Source organism: Mesorhizobium sp. W016 (genome assembly GCF_054719485.1).
In genome coordinates this window covers 658776-676567 of record NZ_JBTTIF010000002.1, presented here as the reverse complement: position 1 = coordinate 676567, position 17792 = coordinate 658776, and the positions used below count along the sequence as shown (strand labels likewise).

Sequence of the window (17792 nt, the reverse complement as noted above, 5' to 3'; positions counted from 1 at the left end):
GCGAATGCCTCCGCGCAAGATAAACCTGGTCGAGGCGGCGGATCGAACGATCACCAAGGTCTTCGATCCGCATATTGCCGGCGACGTCAATGACAGCCAGGCCAAGGTCGCCAAGTTCGGCGAGACCTTCGACTGGCATGCGCACGAGCATGAGGACGAGGCTTTTCTCGTGCTGCGGGGCAAGATCGCCATCGATTTTCGCGACGGCCCGGTCGAGCTCGGCGAGGGCGATTTCATTGTCGTGCCGAAGGGCGTCGAGCACCGGCCGCGGTCGCTGACCGCCGAGCAGGTGGTGCTGATGTTCGAGCCGGCAACGACGCTCAACACCGGCAACGCCAAGAGCGACCTCACCGTCTCCGACCTGAAGCGGCTCTGACCCATGAACGCGTTCTCCTTGCTCTCGGCCGATCACCAGCGCCTGCAGGCGCTGGTCGGCGCGTGGCGCGGCGAGGAAGAGGTGGCGGAAACACAATGGGCCGATGGTGGACCGGCGACGTCGGAGGTGCTGGGGGAGGCACAGTTCGGCGGCCTGTTCGTGGTGCAGCGCTATCGCCAGCGCCGCGACGGCACGGTCTCGTTCGGCTCGCACTCAGTGTTCGGATTCGATCAGCAAAACAGCCTCGTCACCATGCACCAGTTCGATTCCATGGGCTTTGTGCCGGCCTCGCCGGCCACAGGCGCATGGAACGGCAGCGAGCTCACTCTTGATCGGTCGTCGCCGCGCGGTTCCGCGCGGGTCACATATATTTTCGACAATGCCGATGCCTACCGCATGCGATTGCATTTCAAACCTGCCGGCAGCGACAGCTGGCAAGACATGGTGAGCGGCGTCTACCGGCGCGTCTCGCCTTCCTCGATCAACGGTTTTTAGAAAAGGGCTCCGATGTCCATTCTCATCGACAAGAACACCAAGGTGCTGGTGCAGGGCCTGACCGGCAAGACCGGCACGTTCCACACCGAACAGGCGCTGGCCTATCACGGCACCAGGATGGTGGGCGGTATCCATCCAAAGAAGGGTGGCGAGACCTGGACCGGCGCCAAGGGCGAAAACCTGCCGATCTTCGCCTCGGTCGCCGAGGGCAAGGAAAAGACCGGCGCCAACGCCTCGGTCGTCTATGTGCCGCCGGCGGGCGCCGCCGAAGCCATCCTCGAAGCCATCGAAGCCGAGATCCCGCTGATCGTCTGCATCACCGAAGGCATTCCGGTGATGGACATGGTCAGGGTCAAGGCGCGGCTCGACCGCTCGACCTCGCGGCTGATCGGCCCGAACTGCCCTGGTGTGCTCACCCCCGACGAATGCAAGATCGGCATCATGCCCGGCAACATCTTCCGCAAAGGCTCGGTCGGCGTTGTTTCGCGCTCGGGAACGCTTACCTATGAGGCAGTGTTCCAGACCACAAATGTCGGCCTCGGCCAGACGACCGCCGTCGGTATCGGCGGCGACCCCGTCAAAGGCACCGAGTTCATCGACGTGCTCGAGATGTTCCTCGCCGACGACGAGACCAAGTCGATCATCATGATCGGCGAGATCGGCGGTTCGGCCGAGGAAGACGCCGCGCAGTTCCTCAAGGACGAGGCCAAACGCGGCCGCAAAAAGCCGATGGCGGGCTTCATCGCCGGGCGCACCGCGCCGGCCGGTCGCACCATGGGCCATGCGGGCGCGGTCATCTCCGGCGGCAAGGGCGGCGCGGAAGACAAGATCGCGGCGATGGAATCGGCCGGCATTAAAGTATCGCCATCGCCGGCGCGTCTGGGCACGACGCTGGTCGAGGCGATCAAGGCCAAGTGAGTAGCGAGTAGTGAATAGCGAATAGGGAAAAGAGAGTAACGGCGCGACCCGGGAAAAATCCCTACTCGCTATTCGCTACTCACTATTCGCTTTTGAAAAGGAGACGGAGCCAGGCTCCGCGGACAAAAATGGCAAGACAAGATCAGGCCAACGACCAATTTTCGCTCACCTCTTTCCTCTATGGCGGCAATGCCGACTATATCGACGCGCTGTACGCGTCCTATGAGGATGATCCAGAGTCGGTAAACCCCGAATGGCAGGATTTTTTCGCCGGGCTGAAGGACGACGCCGGCGATGTGCGCAAGAACGCCAAGGGCGCTTCCTGGGCAAAGCCCTCCTGGCCGCTGCAGGCCAATGGCGAACTGGTGTCGGCGCTCGACGGCAATTGGGGCATCGTCGAGAAGCATCTGGAAAAGAAGGTCAAGGACAAGGCGGTCACCAATGGCGTCGTGCTGTCGGATGCCGACGTGCATCAGGCGACGCGCGATTCGGTGCGCGCCATCATGATGATCCGCGCCTTCCGCATGCGCGGCCATCTGCATGCCAATCTCGACCCGCTCGGCATCGCCAAGCCGCTTGAGGACTATAACGAGCTGTCCCCGGAGAATTACGGTTTCACCGCAGCCGACTACGACCGGCCGATCTTCCTCGACAATGTGCTCGGCCTCGAATTCGGCACCATCCGGCAGATGCTGGAGATCCTGACCCGCACCTATTGCTCGACGCTCGGTGTCGAGTTCATGCACATTTCCGACCCCGAGGAGAAGGCCTGGATCCAGGCGCGCATCGAAGGTGCTGACAAGGAGATTTCCTTCACCGCTACGGGAAAAAAAGCGATCCTGCAGAAGCTGGTCGAGGCCGAAGGCTTCGAGCAGTTCATCGATGTCAAGTACAAGGGTACCAAGCGCTTCGGCCTCGATGGCAGCGAAGGCCTGATCCCGGCGCTGGAGCAGATCATCAAGCGCGGCGGCCAGCTCGGCATGAAGGAGATCGTGCTCGGCATGGCGCATCGCGGCCGGCTGAACGTGCTGTCCCAGGTGATGGCCAAACCGCATCGCGCCATCTTCCACGAATTCAAGGGCGGCTCGGCCGCTCCTGACGAGGTCGAGGGCTCGGGCGACGTCAAGTACCATCTCGGCGCCTCGTCGGACCGCGAATTCGACGGCAACAAGGTGCATCTGTCGCTGACCGCCAATCCTTCGCATCTGGAAATCGTCGATCCGGTTGTGATGGGCAAGGCGCGCGCCAAGCAGGACTATCTGTTCGGCCGCAGCCGCGAGGAGATCGTGCCGCTGGAAGAGCGCGCCAAGGTGCTGCCGCTGCTTCTGCATGGCGACGCCGCCTTTGCTGGCCAGGGCGTAATCGCGGAAATTCTCGGCCTGTCGGGCCTGCGCGGCCACCGCGTCGCCGGCACGCTGCATTTCATCATCAACAACCAGATCGGCTTCACCACCAATCCGCGCTTCTCGCGCTCGTCGCCCTATCCGTCCGACGTCGCCAAGATGATCGAGGCGCCGATCTTCCACGTCAATGGCGACGACCCGGAAGCGGTGGTGCATGCCACCAAGGTGGCGATCGAATTTCGCATGAAGTTCCACAAGCCGGTGGTGGTGGACATGTTCTGCTATCGCCGCTTCGGCCACAATGAGGGCGACGAACCGGCTTTCACCCAGCCGATCATGTACGCCAACATCCGCAACCACAAGACGACGGTGCAGATCTATGGCGAGCGGCTGATCGCCGAGGGCCATATCAGCCAGGCCGAACTCGACAAGATGAAGGCCGACTGGCGCGCCCATCTGGAGTCCGAATGGGAAGTCGGCCAGCACTACAAGCCCAACAAGGCCGACTGGCTGGACGGCGCCTGGTCTGGTCTGCGCACCGCCGACAACCAGGACGAACAGCGCCGCGGCAAGACCGCCGTGCCGGTCAAGGTGCTGAAGGACATCGGCAAGAAACTGACCGAGGTGCCGAAAGGTTTCGAGGCGCACAAGACCATCATCCGCTTCCTCGAAAACCGCCGCCAGGCGATCGACTCCGGCGAAGGCATCGACTGGTCGACGGCCGAGGCGCTGGCCTTCGGCGCCATCCTGCTCGACGGCAATCCGATCCGGCTCTCCGGCCAGGATTCAGAACGCGGCACCTTCTCGCAGCGCCATTCCGTGCTCTACGACCAGAAGGACGAGACCCGCTACATCCCGCTCAACAATCTGTCGGCGGCACAGGCCGGCTACGAAGTCATCAACTCGATGCTGTCGGAAGAGGCGGTGCTTGGCTTCGAATATGGCTACAGCCTGGCCGAGCCGAAGGCGCTGACGCTCTGGGAAGCGCAGTTCGGCGATTTCGCCAACGGCGCCCAGGTGGTGTTCGACCAGTTCATCTCGTCGGGCGAGCGCAAGTGGCTCAGAATGTCAGGCCTGGTATGCCTGCTGCCGCATGGCTATGAAGGCCAGGGTCCGGAGCATTCTTCGGCCCGGCTCGAGCGCTTTCTGCAGCTTTGCGCCGAAGACAATATGCAAGTCGCCAACTGCACCACGCCGGCCAACTACTTCCACATATTGCGCCGGCAGCTGAAGCGCGACTTCCGCAAGCCGCTGATCCTGATGACGCCGAAATCGCTGCTGCGCCACAAGCGGGCAGTGTCGACGCTGCCGGAGATTTCGGGCGAAAGCTCGTTCCACCGGCTTTTGTGGGACGATGCCCAGCTGCTGCAGAACCAGACGATCAAGCTCACCAAGGATTCCAAGGTCCGCCGCGTCGTGCTGTGCTCGGGCAAGGTCTATTATGACCTCTACGAGGAACGCGAGAAGCGCGGCATCAACGACATCTATCTCTTGCGCGTCGAACAGCTCTATCCGTTCCCGGCCAAGGCGCTGATCACCGAACTGTCGCGCTTCCGCAATGCCGAGATGGTGTGGTGCCAGGAGGAACCCAAGAATATGGGCGCCTGGTCGTTCATCGATCCGTATCTGGAATGGGTGCTGGCGCATATCGACGCCAAGCACCAGCGGGTGCGCTATACCGGACGTCCTGCGGCGGCATCGCCGGCGACCGGCTTGATGTCGAAGCATTTGGCGCAGCTCGCCGCCCTGCTCGAAGACGCGCTCGGCGAATAGAACAAACCCGGCGAATAGAACAGACAGAGAAGAAACGGAACAGGCACAATGGCTACCGAAATCCGCGTTCCCACTCTCGGCGAATCCGTCACCGAGGCGACCATCGGCAAGTGGTTCAAGAAGGTCGGCGATGCCATTGCCGTCGACGAGCCGCTGGTCGAGCTCGAAACCGACAAGGTGACGGTGGAGGTGCCTGCCGCCGCCGCCGGCACGCTGGGCGAGATCACCGCCAAGGAAGGCGAGACCGTCGGCGTCGGCGCGTTGCTGGGTTCGATCTCGGCAGGCGTCGCCACGGCCGCCCCGGCGTCCAAGCAGGAGACCAAGCCGCAAGCTGTGTCGCAGGCGTCGAGCCCCGACGCGGCACATACGACCAAGCAGGCCGCGGCCGAGACCGCCAAGATTGCCGGCGATGCCGGGCCGGTCGAGCCGCGCGCCATGCCGCCGGCGCCAGCTGCCGCAAAGCTGATCGCCGAGAACAATCTGTCGGTCGACCAGGTTTCTGGCTCGGGCAAGCGCGGCCAGGTGCTGAAGGGCGATGTGCTCGACGCGATTTCCAAGGGCGCGCCGTCGCAGCCGGCCGAAATTCCGAAGGCCGCACCGGCTCCGGTCGCCGTGCGTGCGCCGTCCTCGGGCGACGATGCGTCGCGCGAGGAGCGCGTGCGCATGACCAAGCTGCGCCAGACCATTGCGCGCCGGCTGAAGGAAGCGCAGTCGACCGCCGCCATGCTGACCACCTTCAACGAGGTCGACATGTCGGCGGTGATGGCGCTCAGGACCAAGTACAAGGACATCTTCGAGAAGAAGCACGGCGTGAAGCTCGGCTTCATGGGCTTCTTCACCAAGGCCGTCACCCACGCCTTGAAGGAGATCCCCTCGGTCAATGCCGAGATCGACGGCACCGACATCATCTTCAAGAACTATGCCCATATCGGCGTCGCCGTCGGCACCGAAAAGGGCCTCGTCGTGCCGGTGGTGCGCGACGCCGATCAGATGTCGATTGCCGAAATAGAGAAGGATATCGGCCGGCTGGGCATCGCCGCACGCGACGGCAAGCTGTCGGTCGCCGACATGCAAGGCGGCACGTTCACGATTTCCAACGGTGGCGTCTACGGTTCGCTGATGTCGACGCCGATCCTCAATGCGCCGCAGTCGGGCATTCTTGGCATGCACAAGATCCAGGACCGGCCCGTCGTGGTCGGCGGCCAGATCGTGATTCGGCCGATGATGTACCTGGCGCTCAGCTACGATCACCGCATCGTCGACGGCAAGGAAGCGGTGACCTTCCTGGTCCGCGTCAAGGATAGCCTGGAGGATCCCGAACGGCTGGTGCTCGATTTGTGATCGGAGCTGATCCGTCATGAGCGGCTGGCTGGCGCGGTTTGGGTTCAAGCTGGGTCGAGTAGCGGGTAGCGTATTGAGGCGTTCCCGGCCGGCGGCTTCCGCCGCCATCTCTCCGCCGGCGACATCGACTGAATGGGATTCGGCGCCGGCGAGCAGCAATCTCGGTGTCTTCGCTCTCAGCGAAGCCGAAATGGCGGAGCGGAAGATCATCGTCACCGCGATCGGTGAGCTTGAGCTACCGACCGGCGAAATCATCGCTTGCGATCCACTGATTACCGGGCTGGAACGGCCTGTGTTTAGCCGTAAGGTCAGGCCGGGATGCTATCCAGTCACGTTGCTTGAGGCGCAAGGCCGTGTTGCTGCAGCGGTATTGCGGTTTGGCACTGGCTTGCCGGTGCGGTGGGAGTTGGCTGCCTTCGTCCGCGACGTCGGCACATCGTCCTGGAAGTCTGGATTTATTGTCGATGATAATGTTGCTTCGTTCATGGACAAGTCGGTTCTGACGCTGATGTCCGACCAGGAGGAACTCGACAGCTATCTTGCTGACGTTGCATGCTCGTTCGACAAGTTCCGCATGGATAATCCGGTTGATGGAAATCCGCTTAATATAGCCATGTTCGACACTGGCTTCGGTGATGGGAACTATTATTCCTTCTGGGGACTGGATGCGGCCGGCGAGCCGCTGGTCTTGATGACCGATTTCGAGGTGCTCGAAAACGCCGACGGCCGCGAGAGCAGCCAGAGCAATTCATGACAAACATCGCTTCGCCAATGATCGGATTTATGGCCGGGCTGGCTGTTCTCGCAGCGGGTTACGAGGCGCATGCCGCCTGCCCGCTGGCGCTTGCTGTCTATGGCGATGCCGAAAGCGAGGCCGGCATTGATTTCCGGCCGACGACGGATGCGGTCACCGTCACCAACTCGTTCAAGATGGTGCTCGACAAGGGCATCGTGCTCGACGGCATTGTGATGTGGACCTCCGGTGTTTCGCGACCGCAAGGGTCGCTGATGTACAAATGCCCGACCGGCGACGTCACCGGTGACGAGCTTGCCGCCTGCACGGTCTGGCATGGCGTCATCTACAGCGCCGACGATAAGGGCAACATCGCGCTCCTGGCGGCGGAAGGCACGGACGCGCCGCAGAGCCTGATCTTCCCCGATCTGGGTCCATCGTTGCAGATGTCGTCCGCCTTTGGCTCCATCGGTTTTTCGAAACTGCCGTGGGATGTGTTTTTGCTGAAAGGTTGCCAGGAATGAGCGCGGCGAAGAAAGTTCTTCTGGTCACCGGCGGCGGCCGCGGCATTGGTGCGGCCACTTGCCGGCTTGCGGCGAAGGCCGGCTACCGCGTCGCGGTCAACTATGCCGCAAACGAGGCTGCCGCCAAGGCGCTGGTCGACGAAATCGAGGCGGCGGGTGGCGAGGCATTTGCCGTCAAGGGCGATGTCGGCGTCGAGGCTGACATCGTCGCCATGTTCGAAGCCGTCGATAGCGCTTATGGCCGGCTCGACGCCCTGGTGAACAATGCCGGAATCGTCGACCTCAAGGCGCGTGTCGACGAGATGAGCCTGGCGCGGCTGGAGCGCATGATGCGCATCAATGTCATCGGCTCGTTCCTGTGCGCCCGCGAGGCGGTGAGGCGCATGTCGAGCAAGAATGGCGGCCAGGGCGGCGCCATCGTCAACATCTCGTCGGCTGCGTCGCTACACGGCTCGCCCGGCGAATATGTCGACTATGCCGCGTCCAAGGCGGCGATCGACACCTTCACGCTCGGACTGGCGCGCGAAGTCGCGACCGAAGGCGTGCGGGTCAATGCGATACGGCCGGGCATCATCGACACCGAGATCCACGCTTCGGGCGGCCAGCCGGACCGGGTCGAGCGGTTCCGCGACATGCTGCCGATGAAACGAGCCGGCACGGCGGATGAAGTCGCGCATGCCGTTCTCTATCTTTTGTCGGATGAAGCGTCCTACACGACGGGCGCAATCCTGAATGTAAGCGGCGGCCGCTGAGCCCCAAGCTAAGGGAAACGAACATGGCTTATGATGTCGTTATCATCGGGTCGGGACCGGGCGGCTATGTCTGTGCCATCAAGGCGGCACAGCTCGGGCTCAAGGTCGCGGTGGTCGAGAAGAACGCCACTTTCGGCGGCACCTGCCTGAACATCGGCTGCATCCCATCCAAGGCGCTGCTTTATGCCTCGGAGATGTTCGCCGAGGCCGGCCATTCCTTCGATGCGCTGGGCGTCGAGATACCGGCGCCGAAACTCAATCTGAACAAGATGATGGCGCACAAGGACGCGACCGTTTCGGCCAACGTCAGTGGCGTCGCCTTCCTGTTCAAGAAAAACAAGATCGATAGTTTCCGTGGCACCGGGAAGGTGGTTGCGGCCGGCAAGGTGTTGGTGACGGCTGAGGACGGCAAGGTCGAGGAGATCGAGACGAAAAATATCGTTATTGCCACGGGCTCCGATGTCGCCGGCATTCCCGGCGTCAAGGTCGACATCGACGAGAAGGTGATCGTATCGTCGACCGGCGCGCTATCGCTGGAGAAAGTGCCGGGACATCTGGTGGTGGTCGGCGGTGGGGTCATCGGTCTGGAGCTCGGCTCGGTCTGGGCACGGCTCGGCGCCAAGGTCACCGTGGTCGAATTCCTCGACACCATCCTGGGCGGCATGGACGGCGAGGTCTCCAAGCAGTTCCAGCGCCTGCTTTCCAAGCAGGGTTTCGAGTTCAAGCTCGGCGCCAAGGTGACAGGGGTGACCAAGGCCAAAAAGGGCGCCGCCGTTACCTTCGAGCCGGTCAAGGGTGGTGCGGCCGAGACCATCGAGGCCGACGCGGTGCTGATCTCGACCGGACGCCGGGCCTATTCCGACAGCCTCGGGTTGAAAGAAGCCGGCGTCGAGGTCGACGAGCGCGGCCGGGTCAAGACCGACGGGCATCTCAGGACCAACGTGGCCGGCATCTACGCCATTGGCGACGTCATCGCCGGGCCGATGCTGGCGCACAAGGCCGAGGATGAAGGCGTGGCGGTGGCCGAGACCATTGCCGGCCAGGCCGGCCATGTGAATTACGACGTCATTCCGAGCGTCGTCTACACCAGCCCGGAAATCGCTTCGGTCGGCAAGACAGAGGAAGAGCTGAGGAAGGCCGGCATCGACTACAAGATGGGCAAATTCCCGTTCACCGCCAACGGCCGCGCGCGCGCCATGCTGCACACGGACGGCTTCGTGAAGATCCTCGCCGACAAAGCCAGCGACCGCGTGCTCGGCGTCCACATTGTCGGCTTCGGCGCCGGCGAGATGATCCATGAGGCGGCGGTGCTGATGGAGTTCGGCGGCTCCTCGGAAGACCTCGCCCGCACCTGCCACGCGCATCCGACAATGTCGGAAGCGGTGAAGGAAGCAGCGCTGGCGACGTTCTTCAAGCCGATCCATATTTAAGGAAACGCTGGAGGGACAGCACCCCCCTCTGGCCTGCCGGCCATCTCCCCCTCAAGGGACCCTCAAGGGGGGAGATTGGACTTCACCGCCGCGTCGCGAGCTTTCAAGTTTCTCACGTTTCTAACCTGGCGCTGTTCGTGAACTGCCGATCTCCCCTCTCGAGGGGGAGATGTCCGGCAGGACAGAGGGGGCGGTGAAGAATCGCGACGCTCGCCGATAGGTGCCGCAAACAAAACGGCCCGCTTTTCAGCGGGCCGTTCTTGGGTTGGAAGCAAGATGCCAGATCAGTTGGCCAGATTACGGGCTCGGCGCCGGAGCAGGCGCGGGCGCCGGGGCTGGCGCAGGAGCCGGTGCGGGCGCAGGAGCCGGTGCGGGCGCAGGGGCTGGTGCGGGAGCCGGTTCGGCGGGCTTCATCGGCTCAGCCGGTGCAGGTGCGGGCGCCGGTGTGCTGGCTGCCGGCGGCTCTGCGGGCGCAGGATGTTCGCCGCTTCTGCCGAAAACATAGTACGCGACAATCGCAAGGATGACGACGACCAGCGCAATCAGCCAGCCGCTGCCACCACCCGACCTGGGCGCTGGATCGTTAGGGTTCGCCATAAAAGTGTCCTCCGTGGATGAAAAGCATCAATCAACACCCCTCAACGCGCAACCGTTGAACGGGTTCATACTAGGCCTTCAAATTGACGAACGCAGGAAAATTCTGATTCGCAACCGCTTGTTGGCCTGTATTTCCCCCGCAAAATCAATCACGAACGAGGTAGAACGAGCTTAGCTGGCCTTTTCCGCCAAAAATAGGGCCAACCGCCTCCGCTTTGCGAATCAGTTGCGCACCGCACAGAGCCCGGCTTACGTGATTCGGTATTCAAGACGGGCGCTGCTCAGTCGACGGCGGTGACGGTATAGCCGGCCTTGCGAAAATCCTCGACCAGGCCTTCGGGGCCGGGAAGATGCATGGCGCCGACGGCCATGAAGGCATTGCCCTTGGCCAGGATCGGTGCGGCATGGTCGGCCATGACCTTGTTGCGGCCGGTGATCATCGTCCGGTCGAATTCGGCGTAACCTGCGTCGTCGTCTTCGTCGGGCGAGATCGAACGCAACAGCGGCCAGAAGGTGCCGGTGTCGCCGCGCTGGTAAAGCACGATCATGGTTTCGTTGATGTCGTTTATCTTGTCGCCGAGCTTCAGGGTCTCGACCAGCCCTTTGATGTGGAACGCAATCGGCAGCGAGGCCATGGCGCGCAGCTGGCTGGCAGCGGTCTCCAACCCTTCCACCGGTTTCCCCAAGGCCTTGGCGTCCTGCGCCAGCTTGACGTCCAGAACCGGTGCGCCGCCTGCCTGACGGGCGACCTCACAGACCGGCAGCGCGACCATGGCCGACAGCAGCCACGGCTTCATCTTGGAGACGCTCGCCGGCGGAATGCCGCGCGCATCGAGCCCTTTGTTCACCACCGCCGCATCCTCCGGCGACAACAGCGACGACAACGTCGTGTTGTCGGTGAACATCATCAGCTCGGGTTCCTTGAGCATGGCCTCCATCATCTTCTGCTTGTCGAGCACGTCGGTGGTCTCGATGATGATGGTGCCGGCAGCGTCATAGGCTTTCCTGGCTGCCGGCGGCAGAGTGGTCACGCGCGGGTCGGTCATGTGCATGGTGCCGAACAGGAAGGACGGCTTTTCGCCTGATTTCTCCAGCTTCCACAACAGGCCCTTGCCGTTCAGCGTCGCTGCTGCTTCCGTCTCGATCCTGGCATAGGCGGCGGGGTCTTCCTTCTGCAGGGCCGATAGCAGATCGGCGCCGGCGCAGGCCGGGGCTTCGGCATGCGCCTTGCCCATGGCAAGCAGCAACGCGACGAGAAAAGACAGGAAAAACAGGGCGTTGAGCGCGACGAGCAGCTTCAGCGACACAAGGGCCGCGCGGTCGGCGATGGCAAGGGCGCGTTTCATGGTGCGGTTCTAGGACTGAAAAGCGGCGAAACGGTTAACCGGCGTGGGGAAATTGTCCTGGACTTATACAGTGTCACGCGCGGGGATGGGCGGATTCGTAGATCTCGAGCAGCCTTGCCGTGTCGACGCCGGTATAGACCTGCGTCGTCGACAAGCTGGCGTGGCCGAGCAGTTCCTGGATGGTGCGCAGGTCGCCGCCGCGCCCGAGCAGATGGGTGGCGAAGGAATGGCGCAACGCGTGCGGCGTCGCGGTGTCGGGCAGGTTCAGCGCCGAGCGCAGCCTGGCCATGTCGCGCTGGACGATGGCCGGGTTGAGCGGCCCGCCCCGGGCGCCGCGAAACAGCAGGCCCTTGGGATCGAGATGGTAGGGACACAGTTTTCGGTATTCGGCGATGGCCCGCAGCGCCACCGGCAGCACCGGCACCAGCCGTGTCTTGCCACCCTTGCCGGTGACGCGCAGCACGGTGTCGGCTTCCGATGCCAGGTCGGCGGCGCTGAGGCCCAGCGCTTCGGAAATGCGCAGGCCCGATCCATAAAGCAGCGTCAGCACGGCGGCGTTGCGGGCGGCGATCCAGGGCTCTTCAGCCAGCTGGCCTTCCACCGACACGACATGTTTGGCATCGCTGGCGGTCAGCGGCTTGGGCAGCGATTTCGGCTGGCGCGGCGCGCGCAACGCAGCGGCACCGGCGGCATTGGCGAGACCGCGCCGTTCGAGGAAGCGCAGCAGCGAGCGGATGCCGGCGAGGCCGCGTCCGAGCGTGCGGGCGCCGGCGCCGGCGTTGCGCCGCGCGGCAAGAAAGCCGCGCAGATCGGCCGGGCGGAGAGTGGCGATGTCGGAAAGACCAGGCGAGCCGCCGCAATGCCCTGTGAGGAAATGCAGGAACTGGCGCGTGTCGCGCTCATAGGCTTCGACGGTCGCCGGCGACAGCCGGCGCTCGCGCGCCAGCATCTTCAGCCAGCTTTCGCGCGCTGCCTGGAGGTCGGGTTTTGCCGGGATGAGAAATTCCTGCATGCCGCCATTGTCAGGCAGCCGGGTTAGGAAGCGGTGAAGAACCTGTCATTGAAATGACGCCGGTAGGGCGTTAGAGCAGGGCAAAGGATATCAGCCATGTCGAAGCCCCAGAACCCCGTGCAAATGGCCGTGATCGGCGCCGCCCACGGCATCAAGGGCGAATTGCGGGTGAAGACTTTCACTGGCGAGCCGATGGCGCTGGCCGATTATGGGCCGCTCTATGCCAAGGACGGCCGCGCCTTCCAGATCATCGACATCAGGCCCGCCAACACCGTCGTGGTGGTGCGCTTCAAGGGCATTGCCGACCGCAACGCCGCCGAGGCGCTGGCCGGAACCGAGCTGTTCGTCGACCGCTCGATGCTGCCCGACGATGGCGAGGAGGACGAATTCTACCACGCCGATCTCGTCGGACTTGAAGTCCGCGACGATAAGGACGCGGTCATCGGCAAGGTGGTGGCGGTGCATAATTTCGGCGGCGGCGACATTCTCGACGTTACCCTCGGCGTGCGCAAAGGCGTGCTGATCCCGTTCACCCAGGCCGCCGTGCCTCAGGTTTCGATCGCCGAAGGTTTTCTCCGCGTCGACCCGGCAGCCGCCGGCCTTGTCGAGGATGAGGATGGCGACGTGCCGCGCGAAGAAGATTTCGACGCGAAGGGCCGACCGCGCGGGCCGCGCGAAGCCGGAGGCAACCGGTGACGTTCAAGGCGTCGGTGCTGACGCTCTATCCCGAGATGTTTCCGGGCGGGCTAGGCCTGTCGCTGGCCGGACGGGCGCTCGAAGTCGGGACATGGTCGCTGGAAGCTATCCAGATCCGCACCTTCGCCAGCGATCGCCATCACACCGTCGACGACACGCCGGCCGGCGGTGGCGCCGGCATGGTGATGCGCGCCGATGTGCTGGCCAAGGCGATCGACCACACGTCGCCGGCGGGCGATCCGCGGCCGCGTTTGCTGATGAGCCCGCGTGGAAAGCCGCTGACGCAGGCGCGCGTGCGCGAACTGGCTGGCGGGCCAGGCGCCGTCATCGTTTGCGGCCGGTTCGAGGGCGTCGACCAGCGGCTGATCGAGGCGCGTGGACTGGAAGAGGTCTCCATCGGCGATTTCATCCTGTCGGGCGGCGAGCCGGCGGCGCTTGTGCTGCTCGACGCCGTTGTGCGGCTGTTGCCCGGCGTCATGGGCAATGCGGTGTCGGGCGAGGAAGAAAGTTTCGAGAACGGCCTGCTCGAACACCCGCATTACACGCGGCCACAGGAGTTCGAGGGCAGGCCGATCCCCGACGTGCTGGTCTCCGGCAACCACAAGAAGATCGCCGCCTGGCGGCGTGCGGAGTCCGAGAAGCTGACCAGGGAGCGCCGGCCGGATTTGCTCGCCGCTCAGCCCTTGGCAAAATAGTAGACGGCGAGAAACAGGCCGACGGCGATGACGAAGCCGCGTACTGCGTTTTGCGGCACGCGCTTGGCGATCCATACGCCGGCATAGCCGCCGAGCGCGCCGCCGGGGATCATGACGATTGCCTGAGGCCAGGCAACAACGCCGCCGGAAACGAAGACCAGTATGGCAACGGCGGCGATGACCACGGCCAGCATGTTCTTCAGCGCGTTCAGCCGGTGATAGTCGCCGGCTTGCGTCAGGCCGAGCGTCGCCAGCATCATCACGCCCATGCCGGCGCCGAAGAAGCCGCCATAGATGGCGGTGGCGAACTGTGCCAGCGAACCGGCCAGCGAGCCGACCGTGGCTTCATGCCCAGGCTTCGGCGCCGGTTTCAGCCACGGCCCGGCGGCGAACAAGGCGGTTGCGGCCAGCAGCAGCCACGGCACCAAGGCGCGGAACGACGGGTTGGAGAGCGCCAGCAGGATGAGCGCACCGGCCAGCGCACCCAAAGCCGAGATCAGACAGAGCAGCAGCGCGCCGCGCCAGAAATGCTTGATGTCGGTCCAGTAAGCCAGCGTCGAGGTGATGTAGCCGGGAAACTGCGTCACCGAAGAGGTGGCGTTGGCGACGATCGGCGGCAGGCCGGCCAGCGTCATGGCGCCGAAGGTGATGAAGGTGCCGCCGCCGGCAACGGCGTTGACGGCGCCTGACAGAAAACCCGCGAGGAAGAGCAGGACTGCGTCGAAAACAGACATTGTGAGGCCGCCGGACAAGAGTGCTGCCCCCGGATTAGGAAGCTTGAAGGGTCGGCGCAACCCCGCACTGGACGATTGCGTGGTGGCATGCGACCAAAAAAGACAGGGCCAAGGCGTGACAAAGCCTCGAAATAGCTGTATGTGCCCGCCCGTACTGGCGAGAAAAATCTCCCGGACCCGTCAACAATGACGGTGTAGTCGCCCCTGCCCAATGTTTCGAAGACAAGATGTCTCTGGACAAAAGGCATAGCCGAGCGGTCATAGGAACTGCAAGGCGAGTGTCGGACGCTCTGACTGTCGGAAGAACAAGAAGTGGATTACTGACATGGATATCATCCGTCAGCTCGAGGCCGAACAGGCCGCCAAGATCGAAGCCAAGCGCAAGCTTCCCGAATTCCAGCCCGGCGACACCGTGCGCGTCCAGGTCCGCGTGACCGAAGGCACCCGCACCCGCGTCCAGGCCTATGAGGGCGTCGTCATCGCCCGCGCCGGCGCCGGCTTCCAGGAAAATTTCACCGTCCGCAAGATCTCCTACGGCGAAGGCGTCGAGCGCGTGTTCCCGGTCTATTCGCCGATGGTCGAGGGCGTCGAGATCGTGCGCCGCGGCAAGGTGCGCCGCGCCAAGCTCTATTATTTGCGCGACCGTCGCGGCAAGTCGGCCCGTATTTCGGAAAACACCGGCGTGCGCGCCCGCAAGCTCAACGATGAAGAACGCGACGCGCTGAACGCCGAGAAGGCCCGCATCGAAGCCGAGAAGGTTGCCGCTGCCCAGGCGCTGGCAGCCGAGAAGGCCGCGCAGGAAGCCGCCGAGAAGAAGGCCGCCGACGAAGCCGCCAAGGCCGCCGACGAGGCTGCAAAGGCCGCGGAAGCGACCCCGGCCGAATAATATCTCGACCAAGGATTTTGAAAAGGCGGCTTCGGCCGCCTTTTTTCGTTTCACCAGACTGTGAACGATTGCCGGCCGAGAGTTGCGCCACGGCTGTTGACTCGAATTATCTTGTACACTAAATGATCGTATACAAAGCAAATGGAGAACTGACATGGCACTCTACACCACACAGGCTCGCGTCACCGGCGGCCGCGCCGGCCACGGCGAGACCAGCGACGGCCTGCTGAAGGTCGACCTCGCTTTGCCGAAGGAGCTCGGCGGACAGGGTGGCGCCACCAATCCCGAGCAGCTGTTCGCGGTCGGCTATGCCGCCTGCTTCGAAAGCGCCATCCGCTTCGTCGCGCGCAAGCAGAAGCTGCCGCTGGACGATGCGGCGGTGAGCGCCACCGTCAGCCTGCTTCCCAATGGTGAAGGCTTCAAACTTGGTGTCGCACTGGCCGCGGAGACCAAAGGCCTTGATCAGGCGGCGGCGGAAGCGCTTGTATCGGCAGCGCATCAGATTTGCCCCTATTCCAATGCGATCAAAGGCAATATCGAGGTGGCGCTTTCGACCGTGGCGCTTCCGGCAAAGGCAGCATGACGACGAAGACCGAAACCAGGGCCAGCGAAGTCCCGGCGGACACCGCCGGGAGGATCGCCGTTCCGCGCCTCGACCAGCAGCTCTGCTTCGCGCTCTATTCGGCGAGCGGGCTGATGACCAAGCTCTATCGGCCGCTGCTTGACCCGCTCGGCCTGACCTATCCGCAATATTTGGCGATGCTGGCGCTGTGGCAGCATGCGCCGAGCACGGTCGGCGAACTCGGCGAGGCGCTGGGGCTGGATTCGGCGACATTGACGCCTCTGCTCAAGCGGATGGAAGCGGCTGGTCTCGTCACCCGCCGTCGCGATCCGGCCGACGAGCGCCGCGTGCTGGTCGAACCGACTGCCAAGGGCCAGGCGCTGCGCGCCCGCATCAAGGACGTATCCGCAGGCCTTGCCTGCGCCATGCCGCTGGAAGTCGAGGAGCTGAAGTCGCTGCACCGGACCTTGACCGGATTTGTCGCCAAGCTGCGTGAGGCTACGTCACCATCCTGATCCGTCATCTGACGGGTTCCCGTGTCCAGGAGGGGCCTGGTTTGCCGGCGGCGCAATCACGGAATAATTCCGACCACGGGGCGTTCTAAAACCGCGTTGGTTGAAGGCATTGGAATCCGCTTTCACCGGACGCTGAGCACCGGACCGGCTTGCAAGCCGTCTGCGGACGGCTAAAGTCGCGCCTGGATTTTCATGCGAGCCCGGCTGCAAGCGGGCTTCTCATCCTGGAGCGTGTCATGACCAAATCGAAGCTGCTGCTGGCCGCCCTCGCGGCCTGTTTCCTCGCGCCCGTCGCTGCATGGGCGGCCGATGCGCTGCCCGATCTCGGCGGCAAGAAGGTCGTGGTGGTGACGGAAAACGCCTATCCGCCGCTGCAGTTCATCGACGCCAAGACCGGCAAGCAGATCGGCTGGGAGTATGACGCGATGGACGAAATCGCCAAGCGGCTGAACTTCGAGGTGGAGTACCAGAACACCTCCTGGGACGCGATGATCCAGGCGGTTTCCGACAACCAGTACAACATTGGCATGACCGGCATCACCATCAAGGACGACCGAAAGGAGAAGGTCGATTTCTCCGACCCCTATATGCGTTCGGAGCAGTTCATGCTGGTGCGCGCCGATGAAAGCCGCTTCACCGACGCCAAGACCTTCGCCGCCTTCAAGGACGGGTTGATCGGCGCGCAGGCCGGAACGACGCCGTTCTACACCGCCGTCTACAGCGTGCTCGACGGCAATGAGCAGAACCCGCGCATCAAGCAGTTCGAGACCTTCGGCGCTTCGGTGCAGGCACTGAAATCCGGCGACGTCGATGTCGTCCTGACCGACGGCACCGCCGGCAAAGGCTATGTCGATGCCTCCGGCGGCAAGCTCAAGCTGATCGGCGGCCCGCTCGGCACCGAGGATTTTGGCTTCATCTTCCCGAAGGGCTCGGACCTGGTGAAGCCGGTCAACGCGGCGATCGCGGCGCTGAAGGCCGACGGCACGATCGAGGCGCTGAACAAGAAGTGGTTTCTCGACTACAAGATGGGGCAGTAGGCCGTCTTGGCGCGACGGCCGCTGACC

General features: G+C 63.6%; 18 protein-coding genes. 15 read left to right on the top strand and 3 right to left on the bottom strand.

From position 1 onward, the window contains the following. The first annotated feature begins 4 nt into the window (after positions 1-4). The 9 genes from ACYG9V_RS03660 (at position 5) to lpdA (ending at position 9685) form a co-directional block, all read left to right on the top strand. On the top strand, positions 5-376 hold the full coding sequence (locus ACYG9V_RS03660) for a cupin domain-containing protein (protein ID WP_352765686.1): 372 nt from the start codon (positions 5-7) through the stop codon (positions 374-376). A 3-nt stretch (positions 377-379) separates the two neighbouring features. Beyond that, positions 380-871 carry a DUF1579 family protein gene (locus ACYG9V_RS03655; protein ID WP_023699238.1) on the top strand — a complete coding sequence of 164 codons (492 nt, stop codon included), beginning with the start codon at positions 380-382 and terminating at the stop codon, positions 869-871. A gap of 12 nt (positions 872-883) precedes the next feature. Next, a complete protein-coding gene (gene sucD / locus ACYG9V_RS03650; protein ID WP_023699237.1) occupies positions 884-1789 on the top strand; it encodes a succinate--CoA ligase subunit alpha in 906 nt (301 codons plus the stop codon). Between the two features lie 128 nt (positions 1790-1917). Then, positions 1918-4905 (top strand): 2-oxoglutarate dehydrogenase E1 component, encoded by a 2988-nt coding sequence (locus ACYG9V_RS03645; RefSeq protein WP_352535824.1) that lies wholly within the window; start codon positions 1918-1920, stop codon positions 4903-4905. Between the two features lie 48 nt (positions 4906-4953). Further along, positions 4954-6246: a 2-oxoglutarate dehydrogenase complex dihydrolipoyllysine-residue succinyltransferase gene (gene odhB, locus ACYG9V_RS03640; RefSeq protein ID WP_352626039.1), complete on the top strand. Its 1293-nt coding sequence runs from the start codon at positions 4954-4956 to the stop codon at positions 6244-6246. Positions 6247-6262: 16 nt separating this feature from the next. Beyond that, positions 6263-7000: a DUF4241 domain-containing protein gene (locus ACYG9V_RS03635; RefSeq protein ID WP_031195599.1), complete on the top strand. Its 738-nt coding sequence runs from the start codon at positions 6263-6265 to the stop codon at positions 6998-7000. Beyond that, positions 6997-7503, top strand: a complete 507-nt coding sequence (locus ACYG9V_RS03630; protein WP_023828733.1) for a hypothetical protein — start codon at positions 6997-6999, stop codon at positions 7501-7503. Before ACYG9V_RS03635 ends, ACYG9V_RS03630 begins: the two co-directional genes overlap by 4 nt. After that, a complete protein-coding gene (locus tag ACYG9V_RS03625; protein WP_352765689.1) occupies positions 7500-8255 on the top strand; it encodes an SDR family oxidoreductase in 756 nt (251 codons plus the stop codon). The genes ACYG9V_RS03630 and ACYG9V_RS03625 overlap by 4 nt, the downstream gene beginning before the upstream one ends. Positions 8256-8278: 23 nt before the next feature. Beyond that, the gene (gene lpdA, locus ACYG9V_RS03620; protein WP_352652325.1) at positions 8279-9685 is read left to right on the top strand and encodes a dihydrolipoyl dehydrogenase; all 1407 of its coding nucleotides are present in this window, start codon (positions 8279-8281) and stop codon (positions 9683-9685) included. An 878-nt stretch (positions 9686-10563) separates the two neighbouring features. Here the strand turns inward: lpdA and ACYG9V_RS03615 are convergent. Both ACYG9V_RS03615 and ACYG9V_RS03610 read right to left on the bottom strand, forming a co-directional pair. Then, the gene (locus ACYG9V_RS03615) at positions 10564-11628 is read right to left on the bottom strand and encodes a TraB/GumN family protein (RefSeq protein WP_352765691.1); all 1065 of its coding nucleotides are present in this window, start codon (positions 11626-11628) and stop codon (positions 10564-10566) included. Positions 11629-11701: 73 nt separating this feature from the next. Then, positions 11702-12640 (bottom strand): tyrosine recombinase XerC, encoded by a 939-nt coding sequence (locus tag ACYG9V_RS03610; RefSeq protein ID WP_023706731.1) that lies wholly within the window; start codon positions 12638-12640, stop codon positions 11702-11704. A 96-nt stretch (positions 12641-12736) separates the two neighbouring features. On the opposite strand from ACYG9V_RS03610, the gene rimM reads away from it, so the two are divergent. Then, the gene (gene rimM / locus ACYG9V_RS03605; RefSeq protein WP_023747379.1) at positions 12737-13336 is read left to right on the top strand and encodes a ribosome maturation factor RimM; all 600 of its coding nucleotides are present in this window, start codon (positions 12737-12739) and stop codon (positions 13334-13336) included. Then, a complete protein-coding gene (gene trmD, locus ACYG9V_RS03600) occupies positions 13333-14031 on the top strand; it encodes a tRNA (guanosine(37)-N1)-methyltransferase TrmD (RefSeq protein ID WP_023732893.1) in 699 nt (232 codons plus the stop codon). Before rimM ends, trmD begins: the two co-directional genes overlap by 4 nt. Here trmD and ACYG9V_RS03595 read toward each other — a convergent pair. Further along, positions 14013-14765, bottom strand: a complete 753-nt coding sequence (locus tag ACYG9V_RS03595) for a sulfite exporter TauE/SafE family protein (protein ID WP_352765693.1) — start codon at positions 14763-14765, stop codon at positions 14013-14015. The genes trmD and ACYG9V_RS03595 overlap by 19 nt on opposite strands. A 325-nt stretch (positions 14766-15090) precedes the next feature. Between ACYG9V_RS03595 and rplS the strand changes: the two genes are divergently transcribed. The 4 genes from rplS (at position 15091) to ACYG9V_RS03575 (ending at position 17765) form a co-directional block, all read left to right on the top strand. Beyond that, positions 15091-15651: a 50S ribosomal protein L19 gene (gene rplS, locus ACYG9V_RS03590; protein ID WP_352765695.1), complete on the top strand. Its 561-nt coding sequence runs from the start codon at positions 15091-15093 to the stop codon at positions 15649-15651. Positions 15652-15805: 154 nt separating this feature from the next. Next, positions 15806-16234 (top strand): organic hydroperoxide resistance protein, encoded by a 429-nt coding sequence (locus tag ACYG9V_RS03585; protein WP_023694503.1) that lies wholly within the window; start codon positions 15806-15808, stop codon positions 16232-16234. After that, positions 16231-16728 carry a MarR family winged helix-turn-helix transcriptional regulator gene (locus tag ACYG9V_RS03580; protein ID WP_023683877.1) on the top strand — a complete coding sequence of 166 codons (498 nt, stop codon included), beginning with the start codon at positions 16231-16233 and terminating at the stop codon, positions 16726-16728. The genes ACYG9V_RS03585 and ACYG9V_RS03580 overlap by 4 nt, the downstream gene beginning before the upstream one ends. A 236-nt stretch (positions 16729-16964) precedes the next feature. Further along, positions 16965-17765, top strand: coding sequence for a transporter substrate-binding domain-containing protein (locus ACYG9V_RS03575; RefSeq protein ID WP_023726051.1), 801 nt, complete (start codon positions 16965-16967; stop codon positions 17763-17765). Positions 17766-17792 lie beyond the last annotated feature (27 nt).